At 47.1% G+C, this 12440-nt stretch carries 10 protein-coding genes; 8 read left to right on the top strand and 2 right to left on the bottom strand.

Annotated features, from left to right (window positions below; translation table 11 throughout):
* Window positions 1-126: 126 nt before the first annotated feature.
* Together rnpA and rpmH are read right to left on the bottom strand one after the other, a co-directional pair.
* A complete protein-coding gene (gene rnpA / locus RBB45_RS13230; protein ID WP_009796312.1) occupies window positions 127-501 on the bottom strand; it encodes a ribonuclease P protein component in 375 nt (124 codons plus the stop codon).
* Between the two features lie 194 nt (window positions 502-695).
* Window positions 696-830, bottom strand: a complete 135-nt coding sequence (gene rpmH, locus RBB45_RS13225; protein ID WP_009796313.1) for a 50S ribosomal protein L34 — start codon at window positions 828-830, stop codon at window positions 696-698.
* A gap of 695 nt (window positions 831-1525) precedes the next feature.
* On the opposite strand from rpmH, the gene dnaA reads away from it, so the two are divergent.
* The 8 genes from dnaA (at window position 1526) to RBB45_RS13185 (ending at window position 12061) form a co-directional block, all read left to right on the top strand.
* Window positions 1526-2872 (top strand): chromosomal replication initiator protein DnaA, encoded by a 1347-nt coding sequence (gene dnaA, locus RBB45_RS13220; RefSeq protein WP_022543190.1) that lies wholly within the window; start codon window positions 1526-1528, stop codon window positions 2870-2872.
* Between the two features lie 183 nt (window positions 2873-3055).
* On the top strand, window positions 3056-4192 hold the full coding sequence (dnaN, locus tag RBB45_RS13215) for a DNA polymerase III subunit beta (protein ID WP_094767786.1): 1137 nt from the start codon (window positions 3056-3058) through the stop codon (window positions 4190-4192).
* Between the two features lie 274 nt (window positions 4193-4466).
* Window positions 4467-4679: a S4 domain-containing protein YaaA gene (gene yaaA, locus RBB45_RS13210; RefSeq protein WP_009791670.1), complete on the top strand. Its 213-nt coding sequence runs from the start codon at window positions 4467-4469 to the stop codon at window positions 4677-4679.
* Between the two features lie 25 nt (window positions 4680-4704).
* Window positions 4705-5823: a DNA replication/repair protein RecF gene (gene recF, locus RBB45_RS13205; RefSeq protein ID WP_094767785.1), complete on the top strand. Its 1119-nt coding sequence runs from the start codon at window positions 4705-4707 to the stop codon at window positions 5821-5823.
* 9 nt (window positions 5824-5832) lie between these two features.
* Complete coding sequence (gene remB, locus RBB45_RS13200) at window positions 5833-6078, top strand: extracellular matrix regulator RemB (RefSeq protein WP_009791668.1); 246 nt, start codon at window positions 5833-5835, stop codon at window positions 6076-6078.
* Window positions 6079-6197: 119 nt separating this feature from the next.
* Window positions 6198-8120, top strand: a complete 1923-nt coding sequence (gene gyrB, locus RBB45_RS13195; RefSeq protein WP_009791667.1) for a DNA topoisomerase (ATP-hydrolyzing) subunit B — start codon at window positions 6198-6200, stop codon at window positions 8118-8120.
* A 227-nt stretch (window positions 8121-8347) separates the two neighbouring features.
* Window positions 8348-10882 carry a DNA gyrase subunit A gene (gyrA, locus tag RBB45_RS13190; RefSeq protein ID WP_009791665.1) on the top strand — a complete coding sequence of 845 codons (2535 nt, stop codon included), beginning with the start codon at window positions 8348-8350 and terminating at the stop codon, window positions 10880-10882.
* Between the two features lie 81 nt (window positions 10883-10963).
* Entirely contained in the window at window positions 10964-12061 is a 1098-nt protein-coding gene (locus RBB45_RS13185) for an HD-GYP domain-containing protein (RefSeq protein ID WP_224948526.1), read from the top strand.
* Window positions 12062-12440: the final 379 nt, after the last annotated feature.

The raw sequence follows: 12440 nt of genomic DNA, 5'->3' as shown, positions 1-12440 counted from the left end.
ATCCAAACCCTGGCTGCCTGTATGCTTCTTTTCTATAGGCCTGTCCGTCCCGGCTGCAGGACAATATAGGCGCTACGGTGATATTCTACCATTTTTCAGGCGCAAGCGCTTTAAAATTCATGAACTTTATTCAGGCTTTTGCCGGTCCCGATGGTGCCCGGGCCCCCGAAGGACCTTGCCGACTTTCAGGACGTGGGAGAGACTGTTTTTGATCTCATGGAATCCCATATCGGCCACAGGCTTCCTGGCGATGATGACATAGTCATACTCATTATGTATGGAAGCATCCAGCTCATGAAATGCCTGGCGGACATATCTTTTGATTTGGTTCCGGACCACTGCATTGCCGATCTTTTTGCTGACGGAAAGGCCGATGCGGAAGTGCTCCTGCCCCGTTTTCTTCAATGCATATATAACAAATTGACGGTTAGCAAATGACTTTCCTTTTTTAAAGGCTTCCTGAAATTCTTTATTCTTTTTGACTCTGAACTCTTTTTTCATGCCATTTACTCCTCAATCTTAGAAAGCTCTGTCATTCATCCTTTAAGGAAAAGAGCGGGCAGGCAGCCGATCGGCAGCCTGCCGCAATCCAAAAAGGATCCCTTTACCTTTATAACCACAACCGGCCCCTTCTATAAGAAGCCGGATCCATTATCTTTTCAAAAAGGAAAAAAGACCACTGACGTTTCAGTGGCCTAAGCAGATAATACTTTTCTTCCCTTTTGACGGCGGCGCGCTAAAACCTTGCGTCCGTTTGCACTGCTCATACGAGAGCGGAAACCATGAACTTTGCTTCTTTTTCTTTTGTTCGGTTGGAACGTTCTTTTCATTATATTACACCTCCCTGAGGATAACAGTAAAAGACAGTCTTATTGATTATACAAAGATACCCGAATAATTGTCAACTCTTCATTCCGTTTTCCATGATCGAAAAAGCCTTCCGGCATCATTTATATCATTAAGTCTGCATATCGTCTGTTTGATTGTCCGTCCAGAAGATCCGGACGTCCATTTTGCTACCTTTGAAATTTTACCTTTTTTCCGACTGAATGTCACGACCCTTTTTTAAATTAGCTGCTGTTAAATTTTCCTGCTTCCTGCTTTTAACGGCTTTTGTGGATAAATTTTCGACAAGATTTTCACTATCCACAGGGGATATGACAAGTTTTTAACAGACTAACTGCTTGTGGACAATTAATATGCACAGGAATCCGGCTTTGTGGATAAAGCATTAAAAACCATTGCATGGCTTACTATTATTTGATATTATAGTTGTGTTTTCACACTTAATAAATATTGTGCATAACTTCCTTATCCACAGATTGTGGATAACATGTGGACAGGTTATTCAGAGGCTTTGATGAACTTTGTCCACAATCCGGGGAAAATGTCGAAATCCCGAATTGTTTCCTTATTATATATTTATCCACACAAACAGTTTCGTATATAGATCACATAAGGGTTGTACAACTTGTATAACCCATCGTTCTGCTGGACGAAACTAACAGAAAAGGAGGGATACCTGTTGGAAAACATTGCGGATCTTTGGAATAATGCTCTGGCCAATATCGAAAAAAAAATCAGCAAGCCAAGCTTTGACACATGGCTGAAATCGACCAAGGCACATTCTCTCCAGGGAGACCTGCTCATCATCACGGCACCGAATGAGTTTGCGCGCGATTGGCTGGAAGAACGCTATTCGCAGCTGATTTCCGGGATTCTCTACGACATAACGGGAGAGGAACTGGGGGTTAAATTCATTATTCCGCAGAACCAGGGCGAAGAAGAGGTTGATCTTCCGGTCCCGCCGAAAAAAGGGAAAAAGGATGATGACCAGCCTGAACTTCCCTTAAATATGCTCAATCCGAAATACACCTTTGATACCTTTGTCATCGGCTCCGGCAACCGCTTTGCCCACGCAGCTTCACTGGCAGTAGCCGAAGCGCCTGCCAAAGCTTATAACCCGCTGTTCATCTATGGGGGAGTCGGACTGGGAAAAACCCACCTTATGCATGCGATCGGCCATTATGTACAAGATCATAATCCAGCTGCTAAAGTGGTTTATTTGTCTTCCGAGAAATTTACGAATGAGTTCATCAACAGCATCCGCGACAACAAAGCTGTCGATTTCCGCAATAAATATCGAAATGTCGATGTTCTCTTAATTGACGATATTCAGTTCCTGGCCGGAAAAGAACAGACCCAGGAAGAATTTTTCCATACATTCAATACACTGCATGAAGAAAGCAAGCAGATTGTCATTTCCAGTGACCGGCCTCCAAAAGAGATTCCGACGCTTGAAGACCGTCTCCGCTCCCGGTTTGAGTGGGGGCTCATTACCGATATCACACCGCCGGATCTGGAAACAAGGATTGCCATCCTGCGAAAGAAAGCAAAAGCTGAAGGGCTTGATATCCCGAATGAAGTCATGCTTTATATTGCCAATCAGATCGATTCAAATATCCGGGAACTCGAAGGTGCACTTATACGCGTAGTAGCTTATTCTTCTTTAATCAATAAGGATATCAACGCCGATCTGGCAGCAGAAGCATTGAGGGACATCATCCCAAGCTCCAAGCCGAAGGTCATCACGATTCATGAGATCCAGAAAACGGTCGGGGAGCATTACAGTGTAAAGCTTGAGGATTTCAAGGCAAAGAAGAGGACAAAGTCTGTTGCTTTCCCGCGGCAGATTGCGATGTACCTCTCCAGGGAGCTGACTGATTTTTCCCTGCCTAAAATTGGCGAGGAATTTGGCGGGCGCGACCATACAACTGTGATCCATGCTCATGAGAAGATTTCAAAGCTGCTCCAGACAGATCCGCAGCTCCAGAAGCAGCTGAAGGAATTGAATGAGCTGTTGAAAGTTTAGAAGAAATGTGAATAACTTTTTATACTTTGCACACAGTCTGTCCACATGTGGATAGGCTGTGTTTCCTTTCAAAAATGGAGTTATCCACATACTAACAGGCCCTACTAGTACTATTACTATCTTTTAAAACAAAATATATATATATTCAGCCAGTAAAAAAATATGCCAATCCGGAGGATAAAAATGAAATTTCAAATTCAGCGCGATTCATTAGTCCAAAGTGTCCAGGATGTCATGAAAGCCGTGACAAGCAGAACGACGATCCCGATCCTAACAGGAATAAAAATTGTCGCATCAGAGGAAGGGGTTACCTTAACAGGCAGCGACTCCGATATTTCCATTGAATCTTTCATCCCGAAAGAATCCGATGGCAATGAAATTGTTGAAATCTCAAGAACCGGCTCCATCGTACTGCAGGCAAAGTTTTTCAGTGAAATCGTAAAAAAGCTGCCTACAGACAAAGTCGAGATCGATGTGCAAAACCACCTGCAGACCGTAATCCGCTCGGGCAAATCCGAATTTAACCTGAACGGCCTGGATGCTGAAGAATATCCGCATCTGCCGCAGCTGTCTGAAGAAAAGATCTTCCGCATCCCGACCGACCTCTTGAAGGCAATGGTCCGCCAGACAGTCTTTGCAGTGTCCACCTCAGAAACACGCCCTATCTTGACAGGTGTAAACTGGAAGGTGGAAGATGCCGAGCTGACCTGTATTGCAACAGACAGCCACAGGCTTGCGCTAAGGAAAGCAAAGGTCGAAACAGAAGCAAACGAATCCTATAATGTAGTCATTCCAGGCAAAAGCCTGAGCGAGCTGAGCAAAATCCTCGATGACAATAATGACCTGATCGATATCGTTATTACAGAAAATCAGGTGCTCTTCAAAGCTGAAAATCTTTTATTCTTCTCAAGGCTGCTTGAAGGGAACTATCCTGATACCACAAGACTGATCCCGAATGAAAGCAAAACGGAGATTGGCGTGCAGACGAAGGAATTCCTGCAGGCGATCGACCGTGCTTCCCTGCTGGCAAGGGAAGGGAGAAACAATGTCGTGAAATTCTCTACCATCGAGGATGGTGTGGTTGAAATATCCTCCAATACACCGGAAATCGGAAAAGTAGTGGAGGAAGTACAAAGCCAGTTCATAGAGGGAGAAGACTTGAAGATTTCCTTCAGTGCAAAATATATGATGGATGCCTTGAAGGCCCTCGAAGGAACTGAAATCAAAGTCAGCTTCACAGGAGCGATGAGGCCGTTCGTCATCCGCCCGATGAATGATGAATCAATCCTCCAGCTGATTCTGCCGGTAAGGACTTATTAATCCGTCACTTCCTGTATACTATTGCGAAAAAACTGCCTGACGGCGGTTTTTTTGCTTTAACGGAGAATCGGACACCAGTAACTGGCACATAAAAATTTCCTCTTTTCTTTGTAAATGGTGCGATTTTTTAGTAAAATAAAGTATTGGGAAAGAATCGGCCAGACTGAAATTCTTCCCTTCAGAATTCTCCGGAACTATATGTCCGGGATCACGCTTTAAAATAATTTCCGCCCCCCTTTTAGGAGCTTGGCTGGAAAATGAAAGAGTGGATCAAATGACGGATATCCAAATCTCAACGGAATATATCACACTGGGCCAGTTCCTCCAGGTGGCCGATCTCATCCAGACCGGCGGAATGGCGAAATGGTTCCTGGGTGAATACGAAGTGTTTGTTAATGATGAACAGGATCAAAGGCGGGGAAGGAAGCTCCGTTCCGGCGACAAGGTGGAAATACCGGGCATCGGCGCCTTCCGGGTGACAGAGTAGCAGATGCTAAAAGGATGTATGGCCTATGTTTATTGAGCAGTTGCTCTTAAGGAATTACCGGAACTATGAATCGCTTGAGGTTCAGTTTGAAGATAAAGTGAATGTCATAATCGGCCAGAATGCCCAGGGCAAGACGAATGTCATGGAATCCATCTATGTGCTGGCAATGGCGAAGTCCCACCGGACGTCAAATGATAAAGAACTTATACGGTGGGATGAGGATTATGCTAAAATAGAAGGAAGGGTCCGCAAAAATCATGGACCTTTGCCGATGCAGCTCGTCATTTCCAAAAAGGGGAAAAAGGCGAAGTGCAACCATATTGAGCAGCAGAGATTGAGCCAATATGTCGGGAATATGAATGTAGTGATGTTTGCTCCTGAGGATCTCCACCTTGTCAAAGGGAGCCCCCAGGTCAGACGCCGCTTTATTGATATGGAAATCGGCCAGGTATCGCCGGTTTATTTGCACGATGTCGGCCAATACAATAAAATCCTCCAGCAGCGGAACCACTACCTGAAGCTTCTGCAGACAAGGAAGCAGACCGATCAGGCGATGCTGGAAATCCTGACGGAGCAGTTCATTGAGATGGCGGCGAGGATCGTGGCGAAGCGCTTCGAATTCCTTAAGCTCCTCCAAAAATGGGCAATGCCGATCCATGAAGGCATATCAAGGGGCCTTGAGACCCTGAAGATTGAGTATAAGCCGTCTGCGGATGTATCAGATGGCCAGGAATTGTCGAAAATGATAGAGGTATACCAGGAAAAATTTGAAAAAGTCAGAGGACGGGAAATCGACCGGGGAGTCACCATGTTTGGCCCCCACCGGGATGATCTGGCTTTTTATGTAAATGGCAGGGATGTCCAGACATTCGGCTCCCAGGGCCAGCAGAGGACGACCGCCCTTTCTCTGAAATTGGCGGAAATCGAGCTGATCCACTCTGAAATCGGCGAATACCCCATTCTCCTGCTTGATGATGTACTGTCAGAGCTGGATGATTACAGGCAGTCCCACCTGCTGAACACGATCCAGGGCAAAGTGCAGACCTTTGTGACGACAACAAGCGTCGACGGGATCGACCATCAGACGCTGAAAGAGGCAGCTGCATTCGAGGTGGAGGCAGGTACGCTGAAAAAAATCCAGTGAGGTGATCGTGTGTACGTCCACATAGGAGAAGACATACTTGTCAGAACAAGGGATATTATCGCCATCATTGACAAACAAAGCGTCAGCTCATCCAAATACATTGAAGAGTTCCTTCAGCAGCACGACCAGGTCGTCAACCTCTCCAAAGGATCCTTCAAGTCTATCGTAGTCACTGGCGATAAAGTCTATTATTCCCCCCTAGCCTCCGGAACATTGAAGAAACGCTCTTATAAATTGACTGTTCAGGAATTTTAAAAATATCAACTTGGAAGCGGGGCCCTGTGCCTGGCAGCTAATTTCAGGTTTTCTTATAGATTTTCACTGTGCAATAAAGCGAGTAATGCAAATGGAAAGTGTAGGTGATCGATGTGTCAATGGAGGAAAAGGCTATTCAGGAGCAATCGTATGATGAGAATCAGATACAGGTTCTGGAAGGGCTCGAAGCAGTCCGGAAGCGTCCGGGGATGTATATCGGTTCAACAAGCAGCAAAGGGTTGCACCATCTAGTCTGGGAAATCGTTGATAACAGTATAGATGAAGCCCTGGCCGGATATTGTTCAGAAATCAATGTCATCATTGAAAAAGATAACAGCATCACGGTAGTGGATGACGGGCGCGGAATTCCGGTCGGCATCCATGAGAAAATGGGCCGCCCGGCAGTCGAGGTCATCATGACCGTCCTGCATGCCGGCGGTAAATTCGGCGGCGGCGGATACAAAGTTTCCGGCGGTCTGCATGGTGTTGGCGCCTCTGTCGTGAATGCCCTGTCAACAGAGCTTGAGGTATTTGTCCGCCGTGACGGCAAGCTTCATTACCAGAAGTTCGAACGCGGCGTCCCTGCTGCGGATCTGAAAGTCATCGGGGAAGCAGAAGAAACCGGGACAACGATCCACTTCAAGCCTGATGGCGAAATCTTCACCGAAACGCTTGAATACGAATATGAAATACTGGCAAACCGGATCCGGGAGCTGGCTTTCCTGAACCGCGGCCTGAAAATCACAATTGAAGACAAGCGCGCCGAAAATAAAAAGAGCGAGTATTTCTATGAAGGCGGAATCAAGTCCTATGTTGAGCATCTCAACAGGACGAAGGAAGTCCTCCACGAAGAACCGATCTATATTGAAGGCGAAAAGGAAGGCATCACCGTCGAGGTTGCCATCCAGTATAATGACGGCTTTACTGGCAATATTTATTCTTATGCCAATAACATCCACACATATGAAGGCGGAACCCATGAGTCCGGCTTTAAGACAGCCCTGACGAGGGTGATCAATGACTATGCCAGGAAAAATGGCATCTTCAAAGACAGTGATGCCAATTTGTCCGGAGAGGATGTCCGTGAAGGGCTCACAGCAATCGTCTCGATCAAGCATCCGGATCCCCAGTTCGAGGGGCAGACAAAAACGAAGCTTGGCAACTCGGAAGTAAGGACAGTCACTGACACGTTCTTCTCAGACCATTTCGAAAAATTCCTGATGGAAAACCCGCAGGTTGCCCGGAAGGTTGTAGAAAAAGGGCTGATGGCTGCAAGGGCGAGGCTTGCTGCGAAAAAAGCCCGCGAGCTGACAAGAAGAAAGAGTGCTCTGGAGGTATCAAGCCTGCCGGGTAAATTGGCAGACTGCTCTTCAAAGGACCCTTCCATCAGTGAACTGTACATCGTTGAGGGTGACTCTGCCGGCGGATCAGCCAAGCAGGGCCGTGACCGCCACTTCCAGGCCATCCTTCCTCTGAGGGGTAAAATCCTCAATGTTGAAAAAGCCCGCCTGGATAAGATCCTCTCCAATAACGAGGTACGGGCCATCATAACGGCTGCCGGTACAGGGATTGGCGATGACTTTGAAATTTCCAAGGCACGTTATCATAAAATTGTCATCATGACCGATGCAGACGTCGATGGTGCCCATATCCGGACACTGCTCCTGACGTTTTTCTACCGCTATATGAGGCAGATCATTGAAGCAGGCTATATCTATATCGCTCAGCCGCCGCTATATAAGGTCCAGCAGGGCAAGCGGGTGGAATATGCCTATAATGATAAGCAGCTTGATCAGATCTTCGAAGAGCTTCCGAAGGCTCCGAAACCGAATATCCAGCGCTACAAGGGTCTTGGGGAAATGAATCCTGAGCAGCTTTGGGAAACAACAATGGACCCAGGCACCAGGACGCTCCTTCAGGTCAGCCTTGAAGATGCAATCGAAGCCGATGAAACATTCGAAATCCTTATGGGCGACAAAGTTGAGCCGCGCAGGCAGTTCATCGAGGATAACGCGGTATACGTTAAAAACCTCGACATCTAATTTTCAGGACAGGATAGAATGACGCCCTCTATCCTGCTTTTTATATCATGGCTCTTTTTCCGGCTGATTATGATATCTGCCGGGGAGTCCCTTTTTCCAAAAATGCTGCCAGTCCTCCTTCGGGCTCTGCGGCGGCATATGAACTTCGATAAATGTTATGGCACCAGGCGCCACCGGCTCTATTGAGCTGAAACGCCTTGCGATGTTCCTATAAGGAGGTACCTTCTATGGCTGAGACGCCTAGTTCCCGTGTAACAGAAATAAATATAAGCCAGGAAATGAGGTCTTCGTTTCTTGACTATGCCATGAGTGTAATCGTTTCAAGGGCGCTGCCCGATGTCCGTGATGGACTAAAGCCGGTGCACCGCCGTATTTTATACGCGATGCATGACCTTGGCATGCACTCAGACAAGCCTTATAAAAAATCTGCCAGGATTGTCGGCGATGTTATAGGTAAATACCATCCGCACGGCGACTCTGCCGTTTATGAAACAATGGTCCGAATGGCGCAGGATTTTAACTACCGCTATATGCTCGTCGATGGACACGGCAACTTCGGTTCTGTTGATGGCGACGCTGCAGCAGCCATGCGTTATACAGAATCCCGTATGTCCAAAATCTCCATGGAGCTTCTCCGTGACATTAATAAAGATACGATTGATTATCAGGATAACTATGACGGCGAAGAAAGAGAGCCGGTTGTCCTGCCGGCCAGGTTTCCTAACCTGCTTGTGAATGGAACCACCGGGATTGCCGTAGGGATGGCAACCAACATCCCTCCGCACCAGCTTGGGGAAATCATTGACGGCGTACTTGCAATAAGCCAGGAGCCTGATATCACCATTCAGGAGCTGATGGAAATCATCCCTGGCCCCGACTTCCCGACAGCCGGCATGATCCTTGGCCGCAGCGGAATCCGCAAGGCTTACGAAACAGGCCGCGGCTCCATCACGCTTCGGGCAAAGGTGGATATCGAGACAAAATCAAACGGCAAAGAGACGATCATCGTCCATGAAATCCCTTACCAGGTCAATAAAGCCAGGCTCATCGAAAAAATCGCCGAGCTTGTCCGCGACAAAAAGGTCGACGGCATCACTGACTTAAGGGATGAGTCCGACCGGAACGGGATGAGGATTGTCATCGAGGTCCGCAAGGATGCCAACGCAAGTGTCATCCTTAACAATTTATATAAGCTGACGGCCCTGCAGACGAGCTTCGGCATCAATATGCTCGCACTTGTCGATGGCCAGCCGAAGGTTCTGAACCTGAAGCAATGCCTGAAATATTATCTGGACCACCAGCAGGTAGTCATCCGCCGCAGGACGGAATTCGAGCTGAGGAAAGCCCAGGCAAGGGCTCATATCCTTGAGGGCCTGCGCATCGCGCTTGACCATCTGGATGAAGTCATCAGCCTGATCCGCAGCTCTCAGACAACTGAGATTGCCAGAGAAGGGCTCATGACTCAATTTGAATTATCCGATAAGCAGGCACAGGCCATCCTCGATATGCGACTGCAGCGCCTGACAGGCCTTGAGCGCGAGAAGATCGAAGATGAATACCAGAGCCTTGTTAAATTGATTGCCGAGCTGGAGGCAATCCTTGCAGACGAGGAAAAGGTGCTTGAAATCATCCGAGAAGAGCTTACAGAAATCAAGGAGCGCTTCAATGACGAGCGCCGCACAGAAATTGTATCAGGCGGTATTGAACAGATAGAGGATGAAGACCTGATCCCGCGTGAAAACATCGTCATTACACTCACGCATAACGGGTATGTCAAGCGCCTTCCTGTATCGACCTACCGGGCCCAGAAGCGCGGAGGCCGCGGAATCCAGGGAATGGGAACCAATGAGGACGATTTTGTTGAGCACCTGATCACAACGTCCACCCACAATACCCTTCTTTTCTTCACGAACAAAGGGAAGGTGTACCGTGCCAAAGGATACGAGATCCCTGAATTCAGCCGTACGGCCAAAGGGATTCCGATCATCAACCTGCTTGGCATCAATAAAGATGAGTGGGTAAATGCCGTCATTCCGGTTGAAGAGTTTGTGGACGAATGGTTCCTGTTCTTCACAACGAAAGAAGGTATCTCAAAGCGTTCCCCGCTTACTTCATTCGGAAATATCCGCAACAACGGCCTGATCGCACTGAACCTGCGTGAAGGCGATGAACTGATTTCCGTCCGCCTCACAGACGGCAGCAAGGAAATCATCATCGGCACGAAAAACGGGCAGCTGATCCGTTTCCCTGAAACAGATGTCAGATCCATGGGCCGTACCGCCACCGGCGTCAAAGGGATTACCCTGGACAGCGATGATGAAGTGGTCGGAATGGAAGTGCTCGAGGAAAACTCAGAGATCCTCATGGTCACAAAGAAAGGCTATGGAAAAAGGACCCCTGAGATGGAATACCGCGTCCAGGGCAGAGGCGGAAAAGGAATCAAGACAGGCAATATCACTGATAAGAACGGAACAATTGTGGCAGTTAAAGTGGTCACAGGCGAAGAAGACATCATGCTGATCACAACAGGCGGCGTGCTTATCCGCATGGCGGTCGGAGATATATCTACGATGGGCCGGAACACACAAGGTGTAAGGCTGATCCGCATCAATGACAGCGAAGGTGAATATGTCGCAACCGTCGCCAAGGTCGAAAAAGAAGAAGAAAAGCTTGAAGAGGCCCTGGCTGAAGAAGAAGAAATTCTGGATGCTGAAACTGCTGAAGAAACTGCAGAGGCTCCATCCGAAGATGAAAATGAATAATCAAGAATTGAGAGGAACACAAATTTTGTGTTCCTTTTTTTTGGCAAAATAAAGTAAAATAGTAAAAAAGACTTAATTGGGGTGCAGCTTGTGCGTGTAAATCTAAATGACCTGCAAGAAGGATGCATACTGGCTGAGGATATCTTCAGTCTGACAAACCGTCCGATCATCAAAAAGAAAACAGTCCTGACAGCAGAATTGCTTGAAGTGATGAAGGCATTCTTCATCGAAGATGCCGCAGTGGAGAAGACTCTCTCTGATGGCATGCCGTTCTATCCTTATGGAATGGGGGCAGATGAAGAGAAGGACAGCAGCCCATCCAGCCAGGTGAATACCTCCCTAAAGGGTGCTGACTTGTTCCTGAGGTCTGTTCAGGACTTTAAAAAGGAATTCACTGCCTGGCAGTCAGGCATGCAGATAGATATCTCGAAAATCAGAAGCATCCTGATTCCGCTTATCGAAGCTACGGAAACCAATCCGGCAGAACTATTTTCGCTCTATCACTTTTCCACAAAAGCCGACTACCTTTATCAGCATCCGATTGCAGTAGGGCTTTTGAGCGCCTTTATCGGAAAAAAACTCAACTACAGCAAGGGGGACATTGTCCAGATTGCATTAGCTGGCTGTCTTGCTGACTGCGGGATGGCAAAAATCAGCCCTGCTATCATCAATAAAAAGACTTCATTGACCCAAAGCGAATTCAATGAAATCAAAAACCACTGCGCCTACAGCTATAAAATGATCCAAAACCTGCCGCTCTTAAGGGAAAGCACCAAGGTTGCCGTGTTCCAGCATCATGAAAGGCTGGATGGCAGCGGATATCCGTTCGGGGAATCAGATAAGATCCATCCTATCGCCAAAATTATAGCAGTTGCAGACACCTTCCATGCCATGACATCTGAAAGGCAGTACCGTCTCAAGCGTTCCCCATTTAAAGTGCTTGAGATGATGATGCAGGATGATTTCGGGAAATATGATCTCCAGGCCATCCAGGCACTGGGGTCAGGACTCATCACCTTCTCTATCGGAAGCAGAGTCATTCTATCAGATGGAAGAAGAGCTGAAATACTCTTTATTGAAGAACAGCATCCGACGCGGCCGATGATTAAAATCATCGCAACAGATGAAATCCTCCGCCTGGAAAGCAGCAGACATCTATATATTGAGGAAGTTTTATAGAAGCCGGCAGATGCCGGCTTTGTTTTTAGGTGAAGATGATCACTGACCTGACGATTGTATGAATGGAACTGAGAAAAATAAAGATTGATAGGAATATAAAAAAGTCCTTGTAAAGCACCTGATATCCTGCTATAATCAATCAAGTCAGCAAATCACATTTGAGGACAGCCTGAAAAAACACTTCAAAAAAAGTGTTGACGGCGACTGATTAAAATGTTATTATAGTTAAGTCGCTTCAGGGCGATAGAGATTGTTCTTTGAAAACTGAACGAACAAAAAACGTCAACGTAAATCTTATTTTTATCAGAGCTAAATCTTACTCTTATATGGAGAGTTTGATCCTGGCTCAGGACGAACGCTGGCGGCGTGCCTAATACAT

It is taken from the genome of Bacillus sp. MMSF_3328, assembly GCF_030733525.1.
GTDB classification, from domain to species: Bacteria; Bacillota; Bacilli; order Bacillales; family Cytobacillaceae; genus Bacillus_AB; species Bacillus_AB infantis.
The sequence above is the reverse complement of the archived record's forward strand: the minus strand, read 5'-3'. Positions and strand labels throughout refer to the sequence as shown.

What these genes read in the sequence shown, in the direction of transcription:
- rnpA (WP_009796312.1), bottom strand. Translation starts at nt 501, where the DNA reads ATGAAAAAAGAGTTCAGAGTCAAAAAGAATAAAGAATTTCAGGAAGCC.
- rpmH (WP_009796313.1), bottom strand. Translation starts at nt 830, where the DNA reads ATGAAAAGAACGTTCCAACCGAACAAAAGAAAAAGAAGCAAAGTTCAT.
- dnaN (WP_094767786.1), top strand. Translation starts at nt 3,056, where the DNA reads ATGAAATTTCAAATTCAGCGCGATTCATTAGTCCAAAGTGTCCAGGAT.
- yaaA (WP_009791670.1), top strand. Translation starts at nt 4,467, where the DNA reads ATGACGGATATCCAAATCTCAACGGAATATATCACACTGGGCCAGTTC.
- recF (WP_094767785.1), top strand. Translation starts at nt 4,705, where the DNA reads ATGTTTATTGAGCAGTTGCTCTTAAGGAATTACCGGAACTATGAATCG.
- gyrB (WP_009791667.1), top strand. Translation starts at nt 6,198, where the DNA reads ATGGAGGAAAAGGCTATTCAGGAGCAATCGTATGATGAGAATCAGATA.
- gyrA (WP_009791665.1), top strand. Translation starts at nt 8,348, where the DNA reads ATGGCTGAGACGCCTAGTTCCCGTGTAACAGAAATAAATATAAGCCAG.